Origin of the sequence: Bacillus sp. 03113 (assembly GCF_006546985.1) — a bacterium.
Lineage (GTDB): Bacteria > Bacillota > Bacilli > Bacillales > Cytobacillaceae > VATK01.
In genome coordinates this window covers 69,683-95,472 of record NZ_VATK01000015.1, presented here as the reverse complement: position 1 = coordinate 95,472, position 25,790 = coordinate 69,683, and the positions used below count along the sequence as shown (strand labels likewise).

The following is a 25,790-nucleotide window of genomic DNA, read 5'->3' as shown; positions in this document are numbered from 1 at the left end:
GGGATTCCTCGTTTAATACATCTCTAAATATTGATCGCGTTCCCAAGGGTGAACTTGTGTTCTAAACATATCCCATTCAATTTCTTTCGCTTCAATAAAGTGTTCGAAGATGTGTATTCCTAAAGCAGAAACCATTACTTCGTCTTCTTTAAATAATTCTAACGCTTCCATTAAGGTAGATGGCAGGTCAACAATGCCTTCTGCCAAACGCTCTTCTTTACTCATAATGTAGATGTTGCGATCCACTGGAAGAGGAGGAGTAAGCTTATTTTGAATTCCGTTTAAACCTGCGCTTAACAAAACAGCCATTGCTAAATACGGGTTAGCTGTCGGATCAACGCTTCGAACCTCAACACGAGTACTAAGGCCTCGTGATGCTGGAATACGCATTAAAGGTGAACGGTTTCTTGCAGACCAAGCCACATAGCAAGGCGCCTCATAGCCTGGTACTAAGCGTTTGTAGGAATTAACTGTTGGATTTGTAACAGCAGTAAAGCTTGGTGCATGCTTGACAACTCCAGCAATAAATTGACGAGCCGTATCGCTTAGCTCAAGCTCTCCTTTCGGATCGAAAAAGGCATTTTCTCCATTTTTAAACAGTGAAATGTTGCAATGCATACCAGATCCGTTCACACCGAATAATGGTTTTGGCATAAATGTTGCATGCAAACCATGTTTCCGTGCAATGGTTTTCACTACTAGTTTAAAGGTTTGGATATGATCGCAAGCTGTAATAGCATCTGCATATTTAAAATCAATTTCATGCTGTCCAGGTGCAACTTCATGATGGGATGCTTCAATTTCAAAGCCCATTTCTTCAAGCTCTAATACGATATCGCGTCGGCAATTTTCTCCTAAATCTGTCGGAGCTAGGTCAAAATATCCACCGTTATCATTCAATTCTAAAGTTGGTTCTCCTTTATCATCCAGCTTGAATAAGAAGAATTCTGGCTCTGGGCCTAAATTAAAATGAGTAAAGCCCAAAAGCTCCATTTCTTTTAAAATTCTGCGTAAGTTATTTCGAGGGTCTCCTTCAAATGGAGTTCCATCTGGATTATAAATGTCGCAGATTAAGCGGGCAACTTTCCCTTTTTCAGCTGTCCAAGGGAATACGACCCATGTGTCTAAATCGGGATATAAATACATATCTGACTCTTCAATACGAACAAAACCTTCAATTGAAGAACCATCAAACATCATTTTATTATCCATTGCTTTCTCAAGCTGACTAATAGGAATTTCAACGTTTTTGATTGTACCTAATATGTCAGTAAATTGAAGGCGTATAAACTTTACGTTTTGCTCATCCGCAAAGCGTCTTATGTCGGCTTTCGTATACTTTGCCATAACAAAATTTCCTCCCTAACACCGTTTAATCTATTTTACATTATTGGAAAAAACGAGACATATCACCCTGCCGCAGAGTAGAACGATTAAAACGACCTGCATTCATCAATTCTTTTCTAAGCAGCTTTCTTAAGTCATCATCAGATAATTCACGTCTTGTTTTTTCAGCTTCTTTTTGCATTTCATCAGTTATTACTTGCTGTTCCTTCATGGAGAACAATTGTTTTATTCCAGCAAGATTAACCCCTTGATCAATTAAATCCTTTATTTCCAAAAGTCTGTCGATATTATTCAAGGAAAAGAGTCGTCTATTGCCATCCGTTCTAGCCGGAGAAATTAGTTCATGCTCTTCATAATATCGAATTTGCCGAGCGGATAACTCAGTTAATTGCATGACAATACCAATTGGAAATAGCGGCATTGACCGACGAATTTGACTACCAGACATATGTATTCAACTCCTTTTCCTTAAATTTTCCTACCTTTTATTATAGTTGATGGTAGAAATCATGTCAAATTTATGTAATGAATTATAACATTATCATATAAAAAACTCACTGATATTTACTATTCTAACATAATTATATAGATCTCTTACTATATAAGATGAATAAGTCTTTTGTCAATAAGATTATTTAAAGCTGTACAAACAGCTATTTTCACGTGCGAATATGTCAATCCACCTTGAACATAAGCAACATACGGTGGGCGGATAGGTCCGTCGGCCGTTAATTCAATACTTGCTCCTTGAATAAATGTACCTGCAGCCATGATCACATCATCCTCATAGCCAGGCATATAGCTAGGATATGGAGTGACATGCGAATTAACAGGTGAAGCAAACTGGATGGCTTGGCAAAATGCAACCATTTTATCCCGATCATCAAATTGGACAGATTGGATTAAGTCTGTTCGCTTTGCATCCCATTTAGGTGACGAATTCATCCCTAATTCTTCGAGGATAGCAGCTGTAAAAACGGCTCCTTTTAGAGCTTGTCCTACTACATGAGGAGCTAGAAAAAAGCCTTGATACATTTCTTGAAGACTGTAAAGAGAAGCCCCTGCTTCAGCACCAATCCCCGGAGAAGTCATACGGTATGAGCATGCTTCCACCCATTCCTTTTTCCCAACAATGTAACCACCTGTTTTCGCCAAACCTCCACCTGGATTTTTGATTAAAGAACCAGCCATTAAGTCTGCTCCCACGTGACAAGGTTCGACTTCCTCAACAAATTCACCGTAGCAATTATCAACAAAGACTACGACATCCTTTTTGATGGCTTTAACAAAATGGATCATTTCCTTAATTTCTGACCCTAAAAATGAAGGCCTTGTTGCATAGCCTTTTGAGCGTTGAATGCCAATCATTTTCGTGTTTGGCTTAATCGCTTTTGCAACAGACTCATAATCAATCTTACCATTCTCCAAAAGCGAAACGCTTTGGTAGGTAATCCCGAATTCCTTAAGTGAGCCAACCCCATTTCCACGAAGACCAACAATCTCTTCTAATGTATCATAGGGCTTTCCTGTTATATATAATAATTCGTCTCCCGGTCTTAAAACTCCAAAAAGAGCGATTGAAATGGCATGAGTTCCTGAAATAATTTGAGGACGAACTAACCCTGCTTCTGCTCCAAATACATCTGCATATATGCTTTCCAGCTTATCTCTACCAATGTCATCATACCCATATCCAGTTGAAGGGATAAAATCTGAATCACTTACCTTGTGCTTTTGGAAGCTATTCAAAATGCGAAACTGATTTGTTTCCATTCTCTCATCTATTTTTTGTTGAACTACAGATGTTTTTTTTTCGATTTTTTGAACTAGGGACTTTAATTTTTCCCCATGACTTAACTGCTCGTACATGCCAATCTCCATTCTATTTATACACAATAGTAATTTATATGTCCCCAAAGGGAGTGATTCTCTAAAGCATAACCTTTACATATATATATCTGTTTTGTTTCATCAAAGCTTAGTTCCTGCAAAATCGTTTCATTCTTTAACCTTGATAACAGCTTCCCTTCAGAGGCTGGAACCTCTATATGGTAAAAATCATTTAATTCGATAATCATGCTTTCTACTTTTTGCTTTAATTTTTCTTGATCAGTCTGCTCAAGAGCACTAATAAAGATATTTTCTGCAGTAGATGTAGGCACAAAACTTGGGTGCTGTTTATCTCGTTTATTATAAACCGTGAGCTGTGGTGTAGAATGAATGTCCAGATCTATCAGCAAACTTTGAACGGTTTCCTCATGCTGAAAATAATCCGGATTTGACATATCTACAAGATGAAGTAAGAGATCTGCTTCCTTCACTTCTTCTAAAGTAGATCGAAACGCCGCGACTAGAGTAGTTGGTAAATCCTGAATAAAACCAACAGTATCTGTTAATAGCGCTGTAAAACCGCTTGGAAGATGGATTTTTCTTGTCATCGGATCAAGAGTTGCAAAAAGCTGGTTCTCTTCATATGATTCTGCTTCAGTTAAGCGATTAAACAAAGTAGACTTTCCAGCATTTGTATAACCAACAAGCGCTATTTGAAAAGTCTTATTTTTTTTCCTTCTCTCTCGGTATCGTTCACGATGCTTTACGATGGAAGAAAGCTGAGTTTTAATATCATCGATTCTTCTTTGAATATGCCTGCGATCGCTTTCAAGTTTTGTTTCACCAGGTCCCCTTGTCCCAATTCCAGCACCAAGTCTCGATAATTGTGTACCTTGCCCTCTTAATCTTGGAAGTAGATACTCAAGCTGTGCGAGTTCAACCTGCAGCTTTCCTTCCTTTGAACGAGCTCTTTGTGCAAAAATATCTAATATCAATTGCGTTCGATCAATAATTCTAGCTTCTAGCTGAGAGGAAAGATTACGTACTTGGCTTGGAGATAATTCATCATTGAAAATGATTAAATCCGCTTCTACCTCTTCCGCTATATTTATTAATTCTTCTACTTTCCCTTTTCCAATATAAGTTGCTGGATGAATTTTTTCCCTTTTTTGTGTAAAAGAGACCATAACTATCCCTTTGGCAGTCTCTGTTAATGAGGCCAATTCATCCATGGAATAATCAAATCGATCAGTGTCTTCTGTCGTTTGACATCCGACTAGAATAACCTTTTCTTCTGTTTCTTTCAATCATTTTCCTTCTTTCTTCTCTATTCTATTCCTATCATATCAAAAAAGCGGTTAGGACTGTAAACCTTTTTACCTTTTTGTAAGAAAAGCGGCCGATTAAGAGCGCCACGTCCTTATGTCTTAATCGGCACTAGTACGGAAGCGCCTTGATTAGCCCGGAAGAAAAATGTTCTAATGGGGTGTAAAAAGTGTTCCTTATTTTTAAAGACACCTGTCCAATTTTAATAAGTTATGCTTTCTGAAAAAGGATGCCAGTATTTTGACATCCTTTTCTTAGTAAGTGAAAGTAAGGTAAATCTTATTCATCTATGACCAAATCATTGCTTCGAATCGTCATTAATTCATGGCGATCGAAGTTTCCTTGAGTAAGCAGGCGCATTGCTTGGTTACGGATTGATTTTTCAATAACGTTTCGAATATATCTTCCATTTGAGAAACTAGTTGGATTAACATGATTTTTAACCCAAGCCAAGTGCTCTCTCATCCTTCTTTCCGCTTCATGGCTTAACATGTATTCTCGTTCCTTTAACATACGACCACCAATTTCCATTAATTGCTCTACTGTATAGTCAGGAAAATCAATGACTAACGGAAAACGGGAATGCAAGCCTGGATTAAGCGTTAAAAAGTAATCCATTTCTCTTGAATACCCAGCTAATATGAGAATAAAATCGTGCTGCTTGTCTTCCATATGCTTAACAAGAGTATCAATAGCTTCCTTTCCGAAATCCTTTTCACCACCTCTTCCTAAAGAATAGGCTTCGTCAATAAAAAGAATTCCCCCTAAAGATTTTTTTATTAAATCTCTTGTCTTTTGCGCGGTATGACCAATATATTCTCCTACTAAATCCGCTCTCTCAGATTCAATTAAATGTCCTTTTGTTAAGACATTCATCTTTTGAAACAGTTTTCCAATAAGGCGGGCTACCGTTGTTTTTCCTGTTCCTGGATTCCCTTTAAACATCATATGAAGAGCTTGTTTGCCTGTTTTCAAGCCCTCTTCTTCTCTTTTTTTATTCACATAAATCCATGCGTAAATTTCTTTGATGACTCTTTTCATTTCATCCATACCAATTAAATGCGTTAATTCTTCTTCAATTTCCCTAAGAGCCGCATGCTCCTGTGGCATGTTCTTTGGCACCATTTCGTGGTCTTGTATATCCTTCTGTATGGATGCTTTCTTTTGTGAATGAAGAACAATGCTTATCTGTCCATTGTTTTTCATTCGCATTGGTTGGTCCAAAGTCATCACCTCACATTCTTCTAAACAGTATATGCATAGTAGATCGTTTTTGTGACAAAAGCCTATTCCCTTTTAAGAAAAGCAGCCGATTAAGAACACCACGTCTGTGGAAACATCGGCATTAGTACGTCCTGTATGTCGAAGCTAGACATCGGTCTGAGTTCTGAAAACTTATGCTTTCTTATTCTCCAAAAAAAGAAACCCTCCAATATAACTGGAAGATTTCTTGCCGTTTCAGGAAATGGTAAAATAGTTAATTATGGATTACTTTGATAGCAATATATCTATGTTAAGCTTCAGGGCTGATCAAAGCACTTGTGCTTTTATTGCCCTTCTAGGTCTATTTGAACATTTCGCTGTGGAGCGAATGTTGAAATCGCATGTTTATATACTAGCTGTTGTTTTCCTTCTGATTCAAATAAAACAGTGAAGTTGTCAAATCCTTTTACTAGCCCTCTTAATTGGAAACCATTTAATAAAAATACTGTAACACTCGTACCGTCTTTTCGTAATTGATTTAGAACTTGGTCTTGAATATTAACTGGCTGCTTCATAATATTGGAATCCTCCCTTTTTATCTCTAATACTATGTATTCGATTTTATTTTTAGCTTTCCTTCAATAAAGGATGAAATTTCATCTATTTTTTTTTCTAATCGATGTGAGGAAACGGTCTCTGTCATATCAAACCATTCGACATCCATTTTATTTCGAAACCAGGTTAATTGTCTTTTTGCATAGTTTCTAGAATTTTGCTTTAATTGGTCGATAGAAGCTTGTAACGTAGAACTACCTTCAAAATAGGAAAAAAACTCTTTATACCCGATAGCTTGTAAGGCTTGACTTCCTTTTAAACCTTGACTATAAAGCGCTTCCACCTCCTCCAACAACCCCTGCCCCATCATGAGATCCACTCGTTTATTAATACGTTCATACAGCAACGCTCTATCCATGGAAAGCCCAATTAAAGCACTTTCATACAATTCTTCAGAGCGTTGGGTGTTTTGTATTTCTGTCATTGTTTTCCCTGTGCAATGATAAATTTCAAGCGCTCGAATGAGACGTCTAACATTATGATGGTGAATTTTTTCTCCACTATCTGGATCGATTTTCATTAATAATTGATGAAGCTTTTCACTCCCTTCATTTTCAACAACTATTTCTAATCCCTTTCGATAGTCTGGGTCTGATGGTGCTTCTGAAAACTGATAATCATAAATAACAGATTGTATATATAAACCAGTACCTCCAACGATAAAGGGAGTTTTTTTCCTTGCTGTAATTTCACTGATTTTTTTACGAACCAATTCTTGAAATTCAGCTACAGAAAAAGGCTCATCTGGTTTTTTTATATCGATTAAATGATGAGGTATACCTTCCATTTCCTCATTTGTAATTTTGGCTGTTCCAACATCCATGCCTGCATATATTTGCATCGAATCTCCACTGATAATCTCTCCATCGAAAGCCTTTGCTAGTTCAATGCTAAGCTTCGTCTTTCCGACGGCAGTTGGCCCGATAATTACAACTAACTTTTCCTTTTTCGTCAAATTTTTCACACTGCCTTTTAAAAATATGCCATCAAACACAAGTTTATCCTTATCTTACCACAGATGACGAAAAGTAAAAGAATCTTTTTGCTTGAGAAACAAGGTTTCACACAAATGACTCAAAAATCGCTTTTATCAACAGTACTCTTTAACAAAACCAATTAGTTTCTTATGTTTGCTATTTACAAGTTCACCCTTTCATTTAAACACATAATAAATGGATGAATATCTATGCAGTATGACCAGAAAAAAACCAATCTATTCAGGAACAAAAATTATTTTACTTATTTTAACATTAAAGGGAAAGTATTCACAATACATTACGATTCATTTACGATTAGATAACATTCCCTTCACTACCCCTAAATCCATGCTAAGGTTTGAGAAGGATATAATGTAAAATTGATAGAATTGGGTGGATATAGATGATAACAAATTCAGCAATTGGGATAGATTTAGGAACTGCAAATATTCTTGTATATAGTAAAAATAAAGGGATCGTATTTAATGAACCCTCTGTGGTAGCAGTAGATACTTCGACTAAAAAAGTATTAGCTGTTGGACAAGAAGCAAAGGAAATGATTGGAAAAACTCCAGGAAGAATAGTCGCCATTAGACCGTTAAAAGATGGAGTGATTGCCGATTACGATATAACAACAGAAATGCTCAAATACGTGATCAAAAAGGCATCTAAAAAAGTGGGCTTTACCATGAAGAAGCCTACGATTGTTGTCTGTACTCCTTCCGGCTCAACCAGTGTAGAACGACGCGCGATTCAGGATGCTGTAAGAAATGCTGGAGCAAAAAAGGTGATTTTAATCGAAGAACCTATAGCAGCTGCAATTGGTGCTGATCTTCCCGTTGATGAGCCGATTGGCAATCTGATCGTTGATATTGGAGGAGGTTCTACTGAGGCTGCCATTATTTCATATGGCGGAGTGGTTGCATGTCAATCCATCCGAATCGGCGGTGACAGACTGGATGAGGATATTGTTCAATATGTAAGAAAACAATATAATTTATTAATTGGAGAAAGGACAGCAGAGCAAATCAAAATCAACATTGGTTACGCACTAGTTGATCATGATGCTGTTTCAATGGATATTAGAGGAAGAGATCTTTTGACTGGTCTGCCGAAAACAATCAGTATCACATCCTTTGAAATTCGAGATGCAATGAAGGAGTCTTTGTTACAAATTATTGAAGCAATTCGCGCTACTCTTGAAGAAAGTCCAGCTGAGTTAAGCGGAGATATTGTTGATCTTGGTGTTATCTTAACGGGTGGTGGAGCATTGTTAAATGGAATGCAGCAATGGGTAAATGAAGAAATTATTGTCCCAGTCCATCTAGCTCCAAACCCACTTGAATCTGTAGCCATTGGAACTGGAAAATCATTAAATTACATTGAAAAAATCCAAAAAACTGTATAAAAAAGCAGAGCCCTTTTACATGAAGGGTTCTGCTTTTTTATAGCTACTGTGCCTATCGACTATCAAACTTCCGGCCTTCTCCCTACGATAAGTCAACATCGATTCGCTGCCCTTCATCGTGTATCCTTTATCTCAGTCGAAGTCTTTCCAGTTTGTACGTCGATGATCAAGGCGCTTCCGCTTTTCTTTTTTACATTACACGTTTGAACATTTTTTCCATGTCGTAGGTGGTGTAATGAATGATGATTGGTCTGCCATGTGGACAAGTAAAAGGGTCATTTGTGTTTCTAAGCTTTTCAAGAAGTGCTTCAATTTCATCATTTCTTAAATATCGGTTAGCTTTTATTGCTGCTTTACAGCTCATCATAATAGCTGCTTCCTCACGAAGCTTTTTAATGTCGACTTTTTTCATTATTAGGAGCTGCTCAATCATCTCTTCAATAATTTGCTGTTCCTCGCCTTTTGGAAACCATTGTGGGTGCGATCGAACGATAAAGCTATGCATGCCAAAATCCTCTAAAAATACTCCTACATCTTCAAGTAATGGTTTATATTCATTAATCTTCATACATTCATCAATTGAAAATTCCATCGTTATAGGAATCAAAAGATCCTGTAATTCGTTATGGACCTGTCCAACTTTTTCCTTAAAGTATTCATAGTTGATACGCTCTTGTGCAGCATGCTGGTCAATAATGTAAAGTCCCTTTTCATTTTGAGCAAAAATATACGTGCCATGCATTTGCCCAATTGGATAAAAAGGAGGGATCCGAGCTGCTTGATCGTCCTTATCATTCATCGAAAGAGAATTATTCTCTTCGTGATACGAAACCTCATTTGAATCAATCGCCCCTTCGTTCTTGTTATGCTCAATTAAAGGCGCATTAATTTCCTGTGGTAAATCACGACTAATTTTTTTAGTAATAGGAGATTTTTCAACAAACAAAAATGGCTCTTCATTTTCCTGAACAATTGGTGCACTCTCTTTTAATTCCTTTTGTTTTTGAGGGGCATGGTCAAATTCGAGCATCGTTTGCTCTAATTTAGGCTGTTCCATCTTTTCACGAACTAATCCAGCAGGAATAAGTTCCTTTTCTTTAAATGCTGACTTAATCGTATTTGCAACTAATTCGAGAAGCTCTTGTTCCTTGCTAATTCGCACCTCTAGCTTTGAAGGATGAACATTCACATCAACTAAAATCGGATCCATAATTATATTAATGAACACAATCGGAAATCGTCCAATAGGCAGCAATGTATGATACCCTTCTAAAATAGCCTTAACGAGTGGATAGTTTTTAATAAACCGACCATTAATCATCGTAGATGTATAATTGCGGGAAGCTCTCGTTACTTCAGGTAATGCCGCAAAGCCTGAGATTTCATAATCTAAGGATCTTCCATGAATCGGAATCATTTTTTTTGCAATATTTACACCGTAAATGGCAGCTAAGACTTGTCTCACATCCCCATTACCGTTCGTATGAAGTAGTTTTCGGTCATTGTGGATGAATCGAAAAGAAACCTCTGGATGAGCAAGTGCGATTCGATTGACTATATCTGTAACATTGCCAAGCTCTGTGTGAATGCTTTTCATATATTTTAGCCTTGCAGGTGTATTAAAAAATAAGTCTGTAATAATAAATTCTGTTCCTTTTCGACTGGAAGATTTTTCAAAAGAGGTGACTTTTCCACCTTCCATTAATAGTCTTGTCCCAGCTTCTCCAATAGAGGTTTTCATTTCCAGCCTAGAGACAGAAGCAATGCTTGGGAGGGCTTCTCCACGAAAGCCAAGCGTTTGCACGCGAAATAGATCATTTTCGTCTTTTATCTTACTTGTCGCATGGCGTTTAAAGGCTGTGAGGACATCCTCTTCTTCCATTCCTTCTCCATTATCCACGATTCGGATTTTGGAAAGACCTGCTTCCTCAAGTTCGATTTCAATGATTGAACTACCAGCATCAATTGCATTTTCCACTAACTCTTTTACGACAGAAGCGGGCCGCTCGACAACTTCTCCTGCTGCAATTTTATTGGAGAGTGCATCATCCAGCTGAATGATTTTCGCCATTCTCTACACCTCTCATTCTTTCATCCGTCTAGCTTTTTATTTGTTTATGAAGCTCATATAATACATTAAAGGCTTGCATTGGGGTCATTTCTAATATCTCTAATTCTTTTAATTGATGAATAATTTTTTTCTCTTTTCCACTTGGCTTTTGCCTTGGTGCTTGTTCTTCAGCAAATAAGGATAGCTGTGACTCTTGAAGAATAGTACCTTGAGTTGATACAGCCACTTGGTTTTGCTGTTCAACTGTATGATTCCCCTCATCTTTACGTTCTAGCGTGGCAAGAAGTTCATTCGCTCGGTTGATTAATTCATTCGGCAAACCTGCCAATTGGGCAACATGAATCCCATAGCTTTTGTCAGCTGGACCTTCTTTTATTTTATGCAAGAAAACCACATTGCCGCCCTGTTCAATGGCACTGACATGTATATTATGAACTCTCTTTAAATTCTGTTCGAGTACAGTTAATTCATGATAGTGAGTGGAAAAAAGGGTCTTAGCTCCAACGCGATCATGGATAAATTCAATAATGGCTTGGGCAAGAGCCATACCATCATAAGTAGAGGTTCCTCTGCCTATTTCATCGAATAAAATAAGACTATTTTTAGTTGCATTTGCGATTGCATTTTTTGCTTCCATCATTTCAACCATAAACGTACTTTGTCCAGATATTAAATCATCTGCAGCTCCTATACGAGTAAAAACTTGATCAAAAATAGGCAATACAGCCTCAGAAGCCGGAACGTAACAGCCAGCTTGAGCTAATATAGCCATTAAAGCAATTTGTCGCATATAAGTGCTCTTCCCAGACATATTAGGTCCGGTTATCAGCAGTACTTCTCTTGCTTCATCCATTACGCAGTCGTTCGGGATGTATGTTTGTGAATTCATCACCTTTTCAACAACAGGGTGACGCCCATCTTTAATGATAATCCGGCGTTCATTAGATAAAACAGGCTTTACATAATGTCTTTCTTCACTTATCGTGGCAAAGCATTGAAGGACATCAATCTCACTTACTATTTTGGCTAAGGCTTGCAATCTCGGTATATATTTTTTAACCTGCTCTCTTATTTCAATAAACAGCTGGTATTCCAGTTCTACACTTTTCTCTTCAGCGGATAAAATCAAGGCTTCTTTTTCTTTTAACTCAGGAGTAATGAATCGTTCTGCATTCGCTAACGTCTGCTTTCGTTCATATCTTCCCTCCTCAAGCAAATGTAAATTTGCTCTCGTAACTTCAAGGTAATAACCAAAAATCCGATTATAGCCTACCTTTAGTGATTTTATCCCTGTTTTTTCTTTTTCCTGTTTCTCAAGCTCTGCAATCCACGACTTCCCATTTCTGCTTGCATCACGATAACGATCCAATTGCTCATGATAGCCATCTTTAATTAAATTTCCTTCTTTAATTGAAAGTGGGGGCTGCTCTATCAAGGCATTTTCTAGAAGCTGTGCCACCTCTTCACAAGGGTCCATCTTGTATGAGAGATTTCTTGCTGTTTCATTTTCAAGCTTATTTAGTATTTCCTGTATAAATGGGATTTGAGTTAGCGATCGTTTTAATTGTAATAAATCTCTTGCATTGACATTCCCAAATGCTACTCTTCCAGCTAATCTTTCTAGATCATAGACCTCCTTAAGCTTTTCTTGAAGTTCTAATCGTTCAAAATATTGTTCCATAAATGTTTCAACGAGTTCATGTCTATATTGAATCGTCTTCAAGTCTATTAAAGGTCGGTCGATCCATTGTTTTAAAAGCCTGCCCCCCATTGCCGTTTTTGTTTCATCTAATAACCATAATAAGGAGCCTTTTTTCCCTTTCGAGCGAATGGTTTCTGTTAATTCTAAATTTCGTTTTGAAAAATAATCGATTTTCATCGTTTGCTTCATTTCATAAATCGTAACAGCCTGAAGATGTTCTAAGCTTCTTTTTTGAGTTCGATATAAATAATTTAATAGCCTTGCTGTTGTTTGACGTTGCTTTTCATCTTCAAGATGATTTATAAGCGATTGGAAATGATCTTTTACGTCTAAATCCTCTTCAAACGACAGTGTTAAAGCTAATTGTTCTTTTAATCTTTTTTGCAAATCCTCATGAACGTCTTTAGAAAGTACTAATTCTTTCGCTCCCGATAAAGATAATTCGTTCAATAAGTCCTCAATGCTTCCAGAAATCAAGATGGTTTTATTCTCACCTGTTGAGAGATCACTGTAAGCAAAACCAATTTGATCGTCGCTAAAAATAGTCATAGCAGCAATAAAATTATTTTCCTTATCGTGAAGCCCTTTACCCTCCATTACTGTTCCGGGTGTGATCAACTGAACGACTTCGCGACGTACGACTCCTTTTGCTTGCTTAGGATCCTCTGTTTGCTCGCATATAGCGACTTTATGCCCTTTTTCAATCAATTTTTCAATATATTGAGGTGCGGAATGATAGGGTACCCCGCACATTGGTATGCGGTTCTCTGATCCGCCTTCTCGACTTGTTAATGTAATTTCTAGTTCTTGAGACGCTTTTAATGCATCATCAAAAAACATTTCGTAAAAGTCACCTAAACGAAAAAATAAAAAGGCATCCTGGTAATCTGCCTTGACCTGTAAATATTGTTGTATCATCGGCGTATAAGCTGCCATCATATCCTCCAAAACATCTATGTATTCTCTAATACATCATTATAGCATACATTTTGGAAGGATGTTCGATGATGCTTAGATGCCGCTCGTATTCATGAACACGATTCTCCACCCATCTGGATCCTCGATCGTAACACCATTACATTTCCAATAAGGATTTTCCGGCTCTGCTTCGCTATATCCCATTTCTCTGAGTCTTTGGACGATTTGATCACTAGCTTTCATGTCAGGTAAATAAAAGACAAGCAGATGCTCTTTTGTAGGAGCTGGGATCTTGATCGGTTCGCTTTTCTGAGTGAATTCTAGATGATAAGAAGAATTTGGCAAACCAAGCATGATTCCATCATATCCATTATGCTGATTGGTCGGTCTTGCCATTCGAAATTGAACAGCTGGCAGATCATCCGTCCATTCCTTTCGAATGACAATTTCATAAGGGTAATCCGGATGTTTATAAGAAGAGTTATGATGTCCATCAACAACTATTTTTATCGGATGAATTTCAGCTCCTCTTTTTGTTGGATACCACGGTCGTCCTTCTTTCACAATAACGAACACTCCATTTGTATCACCAAAGAAAGCAAATAAATCACTGCTCTTTTTATATTGATCTTTGATAAATGGTGATAAATTGAGCTGCATTTGTTCAATATTTCCAACAGGTAGGCCCATTTCTACAACATCAAACCAACCATCTCTATCATTTTCTTTATCTGCTGTACCCATTTTCTGAAGTATTTCTAGAATATTACCGTCAGGGTCGATAAAGTAGGCATGCTTTCCCTTCCAAAATAAGCAGTATTCCCCCTCTTCATCTTCTAACAGCAACCTGTGTGCAATAAGCTTTTGAATTATAGGTTCATAGTAAGTTTCGTTTACTCTAAAACAAAGATGATAGAAAGGTCTTGCTTCGACTTTTTCAAAATAAAGCTTCGTTGACCCTGCTTTAACAGCAAAATGCTGCTTTGATTGACTAATTAACTTCATTTCAAGAACCTCTGTATAAAATTGAGCCATTTTTTCAAGCTCAAAACACTTTACATGAATTTCATACATTTTCATTAGATTTATCCTCCAATTCTAGTTCTATTTCAAATAGAATGATAAGAAAAATATGTCTTTTTTTCTTCATGCAAAGGTTGTAGAACCCCTTCCTCAAATAGGTTGAATTTTTTTATGTAAAATTCTCACCTATCTCAAAAAAGAAAAACTAGGAAGCACTTCTCCCTAGTTAATGACTTTCATCTTCAGATTGACCTAAGAAATCGGGTTCGATATCCTCAAATTCTTCATCATCGACATCAAAATCCCAATCATCGTCCTCAGAATTAAAATTACCTGAGCGTAAAAGTACCCAAACTTTTGTTTCACCAACGACTTCGACGACAAATTCTCTTTCCACATGAACAATAATTTTATTGCCCTTTGGCGAAATAACTGCTTCACAGCAGTTTGGTTGTTGAACAACACTGGCGATGATATCTTGGTCATCTAAGAAATCTTTATCACGGTATTTCAATTTAATGACATCTGTGTATTCAACACGTTCTGTCACGACTTCCGTTTTTGTATTGTCATTGAAGGAATACCATACGTTTATGTCATAGTAACCGCAAATTTCTACCGTTTTTTTCACTTTTTTCGCCTCATAGGTATGGTTAATGATCCAGCATCCAAGTATGCTAGATGGTTGATGTGATGGATTTACCGTATGATTTGACTGAGTAAATTTGCGTCCTTTCGCTACGACTGCTTTGGTGATAATCTGTCTGTAGTCTCCCATTTTCGAGCGAAACCTCCTCATTCACTTTTCATTTCATCCTATGCGAGATATTAGACTAGTGTGCGATAATTTTTATGAATGCTAGGTAAATATATAGGCATATTTCATTGTATGTATCATAAGACTGAATGTTCCGATGATCCGGTTAAAACACGAAAGAGGTCTACAAGCATTTACTTTGCATAATAAAAAAAGGCATTAAAAAAGAGGCGGACTCACAATGTAGTCCCCTCTCTTATGATGGCTTATTTTTTTTCATCTATTGAACTTATTGATTCTTCATATCAGAGCCAGTTTTTCCTCTTAAAATGTCACCGTCTGTAGATTTTACTATTTCATCTGTCACTGAATTAGATATCGTCGATGCAACGATTTGCAGCAGCTCATTAATATCTATCTGTGATTGCTTAAACTCTGAAACAACTGGAATTTCATCGAGCTCTCGTTCAAGTGCTGCAATCTTTTCTTCCGTCTGCTTCAGTGCTTCTTTTTTCCCATAGTGCTGAAAATTTACTGCTTGCTTTTGTAAGCTTTTAATTTTTAAAATGGCGTTGCGTACTTTTTCGTTTTCATGAATTTGTGCTTCTGCCCGTTTAAAAAAGTCAACTTCATCTGTTTCTGAAATCATTTTGGCCAACTCTTTAGCGCGTGCTACAATTTCATCCTTCGAATATTTCGCCACTTAATTCACCTCAGCTATTTCTAGGTTATTCACCATTTCTCCGTTTAATGACCACGTTTTTGTTTCAGTAATTTTTACGTCTACAATTTTTCCAATAGCCGTTTTTGGTCCAATAAAATTAACAAGCTTACTTTTTTCTGTATAGCCTGCTAATACATCAGGATTATTTTTACTCTCACCTTCAACAAGCACCTTAACCGTTTTTCCTTTGTACTCTTTCATGGCTTCAGCGGACAATTCGTTCACTAATGCATTTAATCGTTGTAATCGTTCTTTTTTCACTTTTAAAGGAACATTATCTTTCATTTTTGCTGCAGGAGTGCCTTCTCTTGGAGAATAAATAAATGTATAAGCTGATTGATAGCCTACTTCACGATAAAGAGATAAGGTTTCTTCAAACTGTTCTTCTGTTTCATTTGGATATCCTACAATAATATCCGTTGTTAAGGAAACATCTGGAATTGCTTTTTTAATTTTTCTGACAAGCTCCAAGTACTCTTCTCTAGTATATTTTCTTGCCATAATTTTCAACACATCGGTAGAGCCTGACTGAACTGGAAGGTGTATATGATCTACTAAGTTTCCACCTTTTGCTAATACCTCAATTAAATGATCATCAAAATCACGAGGATGGCTTGTTGTAAAACGAATCCGCGGAATATCTATTTTGTGAATTTCATCCATTAAATCACCAAGACGATACGTTCTGTCAGTAAAATCTTTCCCATAAGCATTTACATTTTGTCCAAGTAATGTTATTTCTTGGTATCCTTGGGCTGCTAAATGACGAACCTCTTGAATAATGTCCTCCGGTAGACGGCTTCTTTCTTTCCCACGAGTATATGGCACAATACAATACGTACAGAATTTATCACAGCCGTACATAATGTTTACCCATGCTTTTATATTGCCACGTCTTACTTTTGGAAGGTTTTCAATGACATCGCCTTCTTTTGACCAAACCTCAACAACCATTTCCTTAGACATATACGCTTCTTGTAAGATGTGAGGCAGTCGGTGAATATTATGTGTTCCGAAGATCATATCAACATGATGATACGTTTTTAATATTTTATTTACGACGGATTCCTCTTGAGACATGCAACCGCAAACACCCAGCAACAAATCGGGTTTTTCCATTTTTAATGCTTTCAGATGTCCTAGCTCACCAAACACTTTATTTTCTGCGTTTTCTCGAATCGCACATGTATTTAGTAAAATGACATTTGCTGTATCTACACTATCCGTAGGCTCATATCCTAAGCTCAAAAAGATTCCAGCCATGACTTCCGTATCATGTTCATTCATTTGGCAACCATACGTACGGATATAAAATTTCTTTCCTTTCCCTAGCCCCATTAATGCTTCTGGAATAGAGAAATCCTTTTGATAGCTAATGTCTTCCTTCCCTCTTTTTTTTGCATCCTTTAAAGAAGGTGGAGTGTAAACTGTTTCAAAGTATTTACTGAAATCCTTTTCTTTCTTATTTAGATCAGAAGGCTGAACAGTTTTCACGTTTTGTCCTTCAAGTCGTTGTTTTTCGTTCATGTTGAATCTCCTTTCTTAATCCATTTGTTACAAACTATTTATATTAAGATGGGTATGTTTAGAAAAATTGATAAAAATGTGCCTATTGTTGCACATTATTATAGTATAAAGCTTTCCATCTTTGAAGACAATATTTATAGACTGAAATTTCATTCCAGCACAATGATTTGATTTTGGCTTCATATAAGATAGATAACAAGTTAACAACAATAAAGAGGGCGTTCCATTAGTGCTTGGCACTTTATATTGGATCACCTCTTTTCATATTCATCATATTTTTCTCCTACTTAAAGAGTTTCCCGCATTAACGGGCATAAGACATCCAGCTCAAGGTTATGAATGTAAATCCCCCACTGATGGAAGTTTCACTTATCTTGGCTATACGATCAATTTATTAGTTTATTTATACTATCATTTAAAATCACAAACCGCTAAAAAACATATGTAAACCTCACATGAATTGTTACGAATCGCCTTCTTATTCCAAGCATATAGTTTATCGTGCATATCTTTATTTATGAACAAGGGGTGAACTGATTGAAAAAGGTAGGAAAAAATGATTTTGTTTCTGGATTTGTACCACATCATAATCATGGTTCAGTTGATTATACATCAGTAGAGGATGGTCATGTCCATCAATATCTAGATGTATCATCCCCACCTATTCCAATACAAGATGGAGGACATATTCATTATACAGAAGGATACGTGGTATTTGAGGACGGACATACCCATTATTATAAGGCATATTCGGGACCGGCAATTCATGTTGGAAATGGAATGCATGTTCATTATTACGATTTTTATACAACTGAAGATGATGGGCATAGACACCGTGTTAAAGGAGTCGATCAACCTGCTCCAGGGAATAAATAAGAATTCTGATTTAATATATAGGCTGTTTTCTCAAAGTTTGTTGTTTTTTACATAAAACATTTGGAAAAGTGTTTCTTAGCAGCCTGCATACACGTAGACTCCTGTGGGAATGCGAGAAAGATGAGACCCCGTAGGAGCGTATGCGACGAGGAGGCTCAACGCTCGCCCACGGAAAGCGAAGTGTATGCAGGCTGCGCGTTTAAAAGCAACAATCTATACGAAAACAGCCATTATATAAAAAGAAACATCAGGAGGATCATCCCTCTGATGTAAAGCTTGCCCCTGATAATTTAATTAAACTTTTAATACTCTAAATGCTTCTCTTACTTTTCTAGCAAAATCTAATGGTGGCTCAATTGATTCAAAGTGCATATACATTGCCCTTGGTTCTTCAAATAACCAGTGATTATGAATGGATGTAACTAAAATATTTCTTTTTCGAAGTTCAGTTAATAATGGGTTAACTTCTTCTTGTAAAAGGACTGTTTCCCCTAAATTTAACGCATTACCTCTACTGTCAACATCTTCAAACGTAAAAAATTGAGGATTGACTAATGGAGATCTTGTTCTACGGTTAAGAATGGTAAATCTAATATTACGAAACTTTTGTACCAAGCACACTCCCTCTGGAGTAACCATTCCCTCTCCATCCAAGATTCTCGCGAATTCATTACATAATTGGCTTCTAGACATACGTCTAGATTCTTTATCTATACTTTCTACATTTTCAATATCCAAATCATTTTTTAGATCAACGTCAACTTCTCTTTCAAAATCAACATCTACAAATGAACGACTGTCTGAATCAAATTTTGAACGTTTGTCTAAAACGGATTTACCATTACTACCCTGATAATAATTTCTCCAAACACCACTCATCTTTTCTCCTCCTTTAAATTATTCTACAACCCACTATATTCAAATTTAATTTTTATGGATAGGCAAAAACCCTTTAAGAGAAAAGTGGGATTTCATTAGAAAATGAAATAATTTATGTATACGACTCACAATTTAAAAAACTGAAATTGTATTTACATCACTTGTTTTATCTTCTTTTTTTCTAATCATAAAAAATACCCTCTTTTTTCAAGAAGGGCTGGATTAGGGGAGACACCGGATGTAATAAATATACGCTAATTTTTTTCTTATACTTTTAAATACACTCGGTAGTTCTTATATTCTTACCACATATTTAGGGGTAGCTGTCATACTAAAGGGGGTGCTAACGCACCATTGGGGGCTTTCCCGTTCGAAAAATCTGTTAATTTTAAAATTATTCAAGAACAACTTGGTCATAGCAACATCAAAGAAACTATTAACACTTATAGTCATTTACAAGATAAAGACAAAGAACAGGCTTCTAACCTGTTCAATGAAATTTTATAATTAGTCACTTTCTAGTCACTTTTTCTATTTGCATTGCTGAAAAGCCCTTTATTACAAGGATTGTTCATCTTGGCTCTACGATCAGTTTAATTGCTGTTCTTTCTTCCCCATCAATTTGAATGTCCGTGAATGCAGGGATGCAAATTAAATCCACGCCGCTAGGTGCCACAAACCCTCTTGCGATTGCGACTGCTTTAACCGCCTGATTCAATGCACCCGCACCAATAGCTTGGATCTCTGCTCCACCTCTTTCACGTAGAACACCAGCAAGCGCACCAGCTACAGAATTAGGATTAGATTTTGCTGAAACTTTTAATATTTCCATTCCTAGCTCCTCCTTGTTTATCCCTTCTTGCATGTTCTCATATTGAACACATCAGGTATAAATCATTCCATTGCTACTATATTCAGTATTTAAAACACTTATTCCAGCTTGGTCAAAATAAAGGAGAAATCATTTCGCTTTTCAAATGGAACAAGTCAATAATTTGCAACAGAATAGAAGGAAGCTCTTTTAGATCAATCTATGAAAAGAATGGATGATCATCATTAATCAATATTCGTTCAATCTTTTTGGACATACCGCTATTTTTATCTACCGTAATATGCGCACCATTCAACTGGGATTTTCCAGCCTTAGGAACTTCAAAACGTACAGGAAGATTTGTTAAAAATCTCTTTATGACCATATCCTTCTCAACACCTAATATACCATCATAAGGACCTGTCATTCCTACATCTGTCATATAGGCTGTTCCTCCAGGCAATATGCGATTATCTGCTGTTTGAATATGTGTATGAGTACCTAATACGGCCGTAACCTTTCCATCTAAATACCATCCCATTGCTTGCTTTTCACTCGTCGCTTCAGCATGAAAATCAACCACAATAAAGGATGTTTTTTTTCGAGCCTCAGCGATTAGCTCATCAGCTTTTTTAAATGGGCAATCTATCGTTTGCATAAAGGTGCGTCCCTGTAAATTGATAACCGCTACAAGATCCTGATTGATCTTTATATAAACAATGCCTTTCCCAGGATTATTATCGGGAAAATTGGCAGGACGAATTAGATATTTAGCATCGTCAATAAATTCAAAAATCTCTCGATTATGCCAAGCATGATTCCCTAAAGTAATCGCTTGAACACCACATTCGAGAAATTCACGGTATATTTTTTCAGTGATCCCTTTCCCTCCTGCCGCATTTTCTCCATTTATGATTGTTAATTGCGGTCGATATTTTTCCTTAAGCTTCGGGACATATTCTTTGATCATCTCTCTCCCTAAAGAACCAACAACGTCCCCTATAAATAATATATTCATGAAACGATCCTTTCCAAATTTTTAAATTGTTTGCTTTCAGTATATCCACATTGTCTAACATTAGCTATTTTTACGTATTGCATACTTTTATACGCAAGAATAAAGCGGTGCATGTGCACCGCTTTATTTTGCGTATTCGACTGCTCTTGTTTCCCTAATTACAGTCACTTTTATGTGACCAGGGTAATCAAGCTCTTCTTCTATTTTCTTTCGAATATCTCTTGCTAATCGATGAGCTTCTAGATCGTCGATTTGATCTGGTTTCACCATGATGCGTATTTCACGTCCTGCTTGAATAGCAAAGGATTTTTCTACTCCATCATAGGATTCTGAAATTTCTTCAAGTTTTTCAAGGCGTCGAATATAATTTTCTAACGTTTCTCTTCTAGCCCCTGGTCTTGCTGCAGATAAGGCATCGGCAGCCGCTACAAGTACAGCAATGATAGATGTTGGTTCAGAATCGCCATGATGAGAAGCAATACTGTTGATTACAACCGGATGTTCTTTATATTTTGTTGCGAGCTCTACACCGATTTCAACATGACTGCCTTCTACTTCATGATCAATTGCCTTACCAATATCATGAAGTAAACCAGCACGACGAGCTAAAACTTCTTCTTCACCAAGCTCAGCCGCTAATAAACCTGCTAACTGTGCAACTTCAATTGAATGCTTTAGTACATTCTGACCATAACTAGTACGGAATTTCAAGCGTCCTAAAATTTTAATAAGATCTGGATGCAGGCCATGAACACCTACTTCGAAAGTAGTTTGTTCTCCAATTTCGCGAATATGCTCATCTACTTCACGACGTGCTTTATCAACCATTTCTTCAATTCGCGCAGGGTGGATACGACCATCTTGTACAAGCTTATCTAAAGCAAGTCTTGCTGTTTCACGACGAATTGGATCAAAGCCAGATAAAATAACAGCCTCAGGGGTATCGTCAATAATTAAGTCAATTCCTGTAAGAGTCTCAAGTGTACGAATATTACGGCCTTCACGACCGATTATCCGCCCCTTCATTTCATCATTAGGAAGGTTAACAACTGATACGGTTGTTTCAGCAACATGATCAGCTGCACATCTCTGGATAGCCAGTGACAAGATTTCTTTTGCCTTCTTGTCTCCTTCCTCTTTCGCTTTCATTTCACTCTCTTTTATCATCATAGCGATGTCGTAAGAAACTTCTTTTTCAACTCGCTCTAAAATGATGGACTTTGCCTCTTCTCGAGTTAAGCCGGAGATGCGTTCCAATTCAGCTCGTTGTGTACGTACCATCTCGTCCACTTTGCTTTCCATCTCTTCTATATGCTGTTGTCTTTTGTTTAGAGAATCGTCTCTTTTTTCTAATACTACTTCACGTTTATCTAACGTTTCATCTTTCCGATCAAGATTCTCTTCTTTTTGTAATAATCGATTTTCTTGTTTCTGCAGTTCAATTCTTCTTTCTCGAACCTCTTGCTCTGTTTCCGTTCGAAGCTTATGAATTTCATCCTTTGCTTCTAACAAGGTTTCTTTTTTTAATGCCTCAGCTTCTTTTTTAGCATCTTCTAAAATTTGATCAGCAGCATCTCGTGCTCCTGAAATTTTCGCTTCAGCAATAGACTTACGAACAAAATAGCCAACAACGGCACCGACGAATAGGCCAAGCAAAATGGAGATGATGATTGTAAGAATATCCATCATTTCACCTCCTCTTGCTATGAACTTGTTTTTGTTACATTTCTTAAGTGTCGACATGTACATTGCTCAAAAATCAATATACAGCTCAAAGGCTAATAATCATTTTCATACTCATAAAAATGTAAATTATACATGTTAATTGTAAAGGTGTGCATTTTCATTGTCAAGGGATACTCCAATTCCTGCTAATTTATTATTTACATTATTTCAAAAATACTTATAGCAAGCGATCATAAGAAAAGCGCAAGCGCCCTTGCTCATCGACGTAAAGTGCTGGACTGAATCGAGTGAGATATAGGAGAGTCGAAGGACGGTAGTCGTTCGTTCTCGACTTATCGTAGACGAGGTGAGGGAAGCAATTCTAGTCGATAGGGTGCTGGCCGATTTAGTACGCCACGGCAGCATGTCTTCATCGGCACTAGTACATCCTGTACGTCGGAGCTAGACACCATTCTTCCTTCAAAAAGTTATACTTTCTTTTAACAAAAGAGCAAAGCTCCTTTTAGCTTTGCCCTCATTATTGATTGTAACTATTCAATTAATTCAAGATTTTCTTGGCTATCTTCACTTGGATCGGCACCTTCTGTATCAAGACCATAATGCCCACGAATTAATTCTTGTATTTCCAAACGTAATTCTGGATTTTCCTTTAAGAAAAGCTTAGCATTTTCACGTCCTTGTCCTAAACGTTCCCCATTAAAGGAATACCAAGATCCACTTTTTTGAACGATATCTAGTTCTGAACCAAGGTCAATGATTTCTCCCTCTTTAGAAATTCCTTCCCCATACATAATGTCAACCTCTGCTGTACGGAATGGAGGTGCAACCTTGTTCTTAACAACCTTTATTTTTGTTTTATTTCCAACCATATCGTTACCTTGCTTCAACGTTTCAGCACGACGAACCTCAAGACGAATAGAGGAATAGAATTTTAAAGCACGACCACCAGGAGTTGTTTCAGGATTCCCAAACATAACGCCGACTTTTTCACGAATTTGGTTAATGAACACGGCAATTGTTTTAGATTTATTGATCGCTCCGGATAACTTTCTAAGTGCTTGAGACATAAGACGAGCTTGTAGACCAACATGTGAATCGCCCATTTCTCCTTCAATTTCAGCTTTTGGCACAAGCGCTGCAACAGAGTCAATTACGAGAATATCAACCGCTCCACTTCGAACTAGTGCTTCAGCTATTTCTAAAGCTTGCTCTCCAGTATCAGGCTGAGAAAGCAATAGTTCATCGATATCAACTCCAAGCTTATGTGCATAAACTGGGTCAAGCGCGTGCTCAGCATCAATAAACGCTGCTTGGCCTCCCTTTGCTTGAACTTCTGCAATCGCATGTAAAGCGACAGTTGTTTTACCAGAGCTTTCAGGACCGTATATTTCTATAATACGACCTCTAGGATATCCACCTACCCCTAACGCAGCATCCAATGCTAATGAGCCACTTGGAATGGTAGAAATCCTGCGATCCGTTTGCTCTCCTAGTTTCATAATAGAGCCTTTTCCAAATTGCTTTTCAATTTGCTTTAAAGCCATTTCAAGTGCAGCTTGACGATCACTCACTCATTTTTCCTCCTTTTTATATAAACGACTCTTCAAAATTAGTTCGTTTTTCATTGTCTCATCTCAAAACCTAACTATACTATAACGCTTTTCCACTCTTTTGTCGAGCAATAAATCGAATGAGTGTTCGTTTTTTTCTTACCCATAAAAAGGTGAAAAAGTTAAGAATACAGTATAGAATTTTAAGTTTTTCATCTTTTCAGAGGGTAAAAACCTTAAAATAAAAAACACAGAATGAAATTAACCATTCTGCATTTCTTTTAATTGTTTGATTAATGAAAAGCAACCTTGCTTAATACTGCGAATCCGGTTCCCTTCCCTTGTACCAGCCAAAATGAGTTTTTCAACTTTCGTTGGGCTGCCTTTAACAGCTATCCCGATAAAAACCGTCCCAACCGGCTTCCCTTCTAACTCATCTGGTCCTGCTACTCCGGTAAAGCTTATTCCAATGTCCGCTCCAAGTAAATGAGCAACGTTTTCAGCTAATTCAGCTGCACACTCCTCACTAACAACTCCGTAGTGATCAATCGTATTTTTGCTAACACGTAAGATGTTTTCCTTTACGGCATTTGTATAACAGACAACCCCACCTTTAAAGATGGAGCTTGCTCCAGGAATCGCAGTCAATTCCTGCTGAAATAATCCACCAGTCAAACTTTCAGCTGCAGCTATTGAAATATTTTTTTCCTTCAGTAGTGTAGTAAGTTCCTTCATCAAAGAAGTATCATCATATCCATAAAAAAAGTCTCCTGCACGACTAAAGATATTCTTTTCAGCATCATCTAAAAGCTGTAAAGAAGTTTCAAGCGAAGGATGTTTTGCTGTAAGCCTAAGTGTTACCTCACTATCTGAAGCTAAAGGAGCAATCGTAGGATTTGATTGGGCATCAATTAAGTCCTCTATTTTAGTTTCTAAAAGTGATTCACCTATTCCAAAAAAACGGAGAACACGAGAAACGATCCTACCTTCAGTCTGCAGCTTGGAAAATAAAGCAGGTTCTCCGTATGTTAAAAACATAGGCTCCATTTCCTTCGGTGGTCCAGGCAAAAGCATATAAATATGATGTTCCGTAGACAACATCATTCCAGGAGCCATTCCGTGATCATTTTGTAAACTTATAGAACCTTCAAGAATAAGTGCTTGTTTCTTATTGTTTTCCGTCATTTGTCTATTCGTTCGCTCGAAATATTCCTCAATAGATCTTAGTGCGATTGGATCAAAAACGAGTTTTGTTTCTAATTGTTCAGCGATTGTTTCTTTTGTTAAATCGTCTTTTGTTGGTCCAAGTCCGCCGGTAAAAATGATTAAATCCGAACGATTTTCGGCTACTTGAATCGCAGTTTTAAGTCGACTCGCATTATCTCCCACAACAGTATGATAAAAAACATTAATTCCAATACTGGCAAGCTGCTGAGATAAAAAACGAGCGTTTGTATTTAAAATTTGACCTAAAAGCAATTCAGACCCAACAGCAATGATTTCTGCATTCATAAAAAACATCCCCTTTTCTGCAGAGAAAAC

Annotated in this window: 21 protein-coding genes; 2 read left to right on the top strand and 19 right to left on the bottom strand. The window is 37.1% G+C overall.

What is annotated here, in order from left to right:
* Positions 1-12: 12 nt before the first annotated feature.
* From glnA to miaA, 7 genes are all read right to left on the bottom strand, one after another.
* On the bottom strand, positions 13-1,347 hold the full coding sequence (gene glnA / locus FDO66_RS15155) for a type I glutamate--ammonia ligase (protein ID WP_141433502.1): 1,335 nt from the start codon (positions 1,345-1,347) through the stop codon (positions 13-15).
* A 40-nt stretch (positions 1,348-1,387) separates the two neighbouring features.
* Complete coding sequence (locus tag FDO66_RS15150) at positions 1,388-1,795, bottom strand: MerR family transcriptional regulator (RefSeq protein ID WP_141433501.1); 408 nt, start codon at positions 1,793-1,795, stop codon at positions 1,388-1,390.
* 149 nt (positions 1,796-1,944) lie between these two features.
* Positions 1,945-3,216 (bottom strand): methionine gamma-lyase family protein, encoded by a 1,272-nt coding sequence (locus FDO66_RS15145; RefSeq protein ID WP_141433500.1) that lies wholly within the window; start codon positions 3,214-3,216, stop codon positions 1,945-1,947.
* 17 nt (positions 3,217-3,233) lie between these two features.
* Entirely contained in the window at positions 3,234-4,484 is a 1,251-nt protein-coding gene (gene hflX / locus FDO66_RS15140) for a GTPase HflX (RefSeq protein ID WP_141433499.1), read from the bottom strand.
* A 298-nt stretch (positions 4,485-4,782) separates the two neighbouring features.
* Entirely contained in the window at positions 4,783-5,727 is a 945-nt protein-coding gene (spoVK, locus tag FDO66_RS15135; protein ID WP_141433498.1) for a stage V sporulation protein K, read from the bottom strand.
* A 323-nt stretch (positions 5,728-6,050) separates the two neighbouring features.
* Positions 6,051-6,281, bottom strand: a complete 231-nt coding sequence (gene hfq / locus FDO66_RS15130) for an RNA chaperone Hfq (RefSeq protein WP_141433497.1) — start codon at positions 6,279-6,281, stop codon at positions 6,051-6,053.
* 32 nt (positions 6,282-6,313) lie between these two features.
* Positions 6,314-7,276, bottom strand: coding sequence for a tRNA (adenosine(37)-N6)-dimethylallyltransferase MiaA (miaA, locus tag FDO66_RS15125; RefSeq protein ID WP_141433523.1), 963 nt, complete (start codon positions 7,274-7,276; stop codon positions 6,314-6,316).
* Positions 7,277-7,701: 425 nt separating this feature from the next.
* On the opposite strand from miaA, the gene mreBH reads away from it, so the two are divergent.
* The gene (mreBH, locus tag FDO66_RS15120; protein WP_141433496.1) at positions 7,702-8,706 is read left to right on the top strand and encodes a rod-share determining protein MreBH; all 1,005 of its coding nucleotides are present in this window, start codon (positions 7,702-7,704) and stop codon (positions 8,704-8,706) included.
* 190 nt (positions 8,707-8,896) lie between these two features.
* Here the strand turns inward: mreBH and mutL are convergent, their stop codons facing one another.
* From mutL to miaB, 6 genes are all read right to left on the bottom strand, one after another.
* Positions 8,897-10,777, bottom strand: coding sequence for a DNA mismatch repair endonuclease MutL (gene mutL, locus FDO66_RS15115; RefSeq protein ID WP_141433495.1), 1,881 nt, complete (start codon positions 10,775-10,777; stop codon positions 8,897-8,899).
* Between the two features lie 28 nt (positions 10,778-10,805).
* A complete protein-coding gene (gene mutS / locus FDO66_RS15110; RefSeq protein ID WP_181444592.1) occupies positions 10,806-13,415 on the bottom strand; it encodes a DNA mismatch repair protein MutS in 2,610 nt (869 codons plus the stop codon).
* Positions 13,416-13,490: 75 nt separating this feature from the next.
* The gene (locus FDO66_RS21525) at positions 13,491-13,793 is read right to left on the bottom strand and encodes a VOC family protein (protein ID WP_258535745.1); all 303 of its coding nucleotides are present in this window, start codon (positions 13,791-13,793) and stop codon (positions 13,491-13,493) included.
* Between the two features lie 853 nt (positions 13,794-14,646).
* A complete protein-coding gene (gene cotE, locus FDO66_RS15100; RefSeq protein ID WP_141433492.1) occupies positions 14,647-15,198 on the bottom strand; it encodes an outer spore coat protein CotE in 552 nt (183 codons plus the stop codon).
* Between the two features lie 268 nt (positions 15,199-15,466).
* Entirely contained in the window at positions 15,467-15,880 is a 414-nt protein-coding gene (locus FDO66_RS15095) for a YlbF/YmcA family competence regulator (protein ID WP_141433491.1), read from the bottom strand.
* Complete coding sequence (miaB, locus tag FDO66_RS15090; protein WP_141433490.1) at positions 15,881-17,428, bottom strand: tRNA (N6-isopentenyl adenosine(37)-C2)-methylthiotransferase MiaB; 1,548 nt, start codon at positions 17,426-17,428, stop codon at positions 15,881-15,883.
* Positions 17,429-17,965: 537 nt separating this feature from the next.
* On the opposite strand from miaB, the gene FDO66_RS15085 reads away from it, so the two are divergent.
* Positions 17,966-18,304 (top strand): YmaF family protein, encoded by a 339-nt coding sequence (locus FDO66_RS15085; RefSeq protein WP_141433489.1) that lies wholly within the window; start codon positions 17,966-17,968, stop codon positions 18,302-18,304.
* Between the two features lie 294 nt (positions 18,305-18,598).
* Here FDO66_RS15085 and FDO66_RS15080 read toward each other — a convergent pair whose 3' ends face one another.
* The 6 genes from FDO66_RS15080 to FDO66_RS15055 all read right to left on the bottom strand — a co-directional run bounded on the left by FDO66_RS15080 (position 18,599) and on the right by FDO66_RS15055 (position 25,760).
* On the bottom strand, positions 18,599-18,997 hold the full coding sequence (locus tag FDO66_RS15080) for a DUF1259 domain-containing protein (RefSeq protein ID WP_141433522.1): 399 nt from the start codon (positions 18,995-18,997) through the stop codon (positions 18,599-18,601).
* A gap of 757 nt (positions 18,998-19,754) precedes the next feature.
* A complete protein-coding gene (gene spoVS, locus FDO66_RS15075; protein WP_019391885.1) occupies positions 19,755-20,015 on the bottom strand; it encodes a stage V sporulation protein SpoVS in 261 nt (86 codons plus the stop codon).
* A 199-nt stretch (positions 20,016-20,214) separates the two neighbouring features.
* On the bottom strand, positions 20,215-21,012 hold the full coding sequence (locus FDO66_RS15070; protein ID WP_141433488.1) for a TIGR00282 family metallophosphoesterase: 798 nt from the start codon (positions 21,010-21,012) through the stop codon (positions 20,215-20,217).
* A gap of 123 nt (positions 21,013-21,135) precedes the next feature.
* On the bottom strand, positions 21,136-22,698 hold the full coding sequence (gene rny / locus FDO66_RS15065; protein ID WP_141433487.1) for a ribonuclease Y: 1,563 nt from the start codon (positions 22,696-22,698) through the stop codon (positions 21,136-21,138).
* Positions 22,699-23,228: 530 nt separating this feature from the next.
* Positions 23,229-24,269 carry a recombinase RecA gene (recA, locus tag FDO66_RS15060; RefSeq protein WP_141433486.1) on the bottom strand — a complete coding sequence of 347 codons (1,041 nt, stop codon included), beginning with the start codon at positions 24,267-24,269 and terminating at the stop codon, positions 23,229-23,231.
* Positions 24,270-24,509: 240 nt separating this feature from the next.
* The gene (locus FDO66_RS15055) at positions 24,510-25,760 is read right to left on the bottom strand and encodes a competence/damage-inducible protein A (RefSeq protein WP_141433485.1); all 1,251 of its coding nucleotides are present in this window, start codon (positions 25,758-25,760) and stop codon (positions 24,510-24,512) included.
* Positions 25,761-25,790 lie beyond the last annotated feature (30 nt).

Coding starts and splice junctions, on each gene's coding strand:
- glnA (WP_141433502.1), bottom strand. CDS start 1,347: ATGGCAAAGTATACGAAAGCCGACATAAGACGCTTTGCGGATGAGCAA.
- FDO66_RS15150 (WP_141433501.1), bottom strand. CDS start 1,795: ATGTCTGGTAGTCAAATTCGTCGGTCAATGCCGCTATTTCCAATTGGT.
- FDO66_RS15145 (WP_141433500.1), bottom strand. CDS start 3,216: ATGTACGAGCAGTTAAGTCATGGGGAAAAATTAAAGTCCCTAGTTCAA.
- hfq (WP_141433497.1), bottom strand. CDS start 6,281: ATGAAGCAGCCAGTTAATATTCAAGACCAAGTTCTAAATCAATTACGA.
- mreBH (WP_141433496.1), top strand. CDS start 7,702: ATGATAACAAATTCAGCAATTGGGATAGATTTAGGAACTGCAAATATT.
- mutL (WP_141433495.1), bottom strand. CDS start 10,777: ATGGCGAAAATCATTCAGCTGGATGATGCACTCTCCAATAAAATTGCA.
- mutS (WP_181444592.1), bottom strand. CDS start 13,415: ATGGCAGCTTATACGCCGATGATACAACAATATTTACAGGTCAAGGCA.
- FDO66_RS21525 (WP_258535745.1), bottom strand. CDS start 13,793: ATGGCAAGACCGACCAATCAGCATAATGGATATGATGGAATCATGCTT.
- cotE (WP_141433492.1), bottom strand. CDS start 15,198: ATGGGAGACTACAGACAGATTATCACCAAAGCAGTCGTAGCGAAAGGA.
- miaB (WP_141433490.1), bottom strand. CDS start 17,428: ATGAACGAAAAACAACGACTTGAAGGACAAAACGTGAAAACTGTTCAG.
- FDO66_RS15080 (WP_141433522.1), bottom strand. CDS start 18,997: ATGTCTAGAAGCCAATTATGTAATGAATTCGCGAGAATCTTGGATGGA.
- spoVS (WP_019391885.1), bottom strand. CDS start 20,015: ATGGAAATATTAAAAGTTTCAGCAAAATCTAATCCTAATTCTGTAGCT.
- FDO66_RS15070 (WP_141433488.1), bottom strand. CDS start 21,012: ATGAATATATTATTTATAGGGGACGTTGTTGGTTCTTTAGGGAGAGAG.
- rny (WP_141433487.1), bottom strand. CDS start 22,698: ATGGATATTCTTACAATCATCATCTCCATTTTGCTTGGCCTATTCGTC.
- FDO66_RS15055 (WP_141433485.1), bottom strand. CDS start 25,760: ATGAATGCAGAAATCATTGCTGTTGGGTCTGAATTGCTTTTAGGTCAA.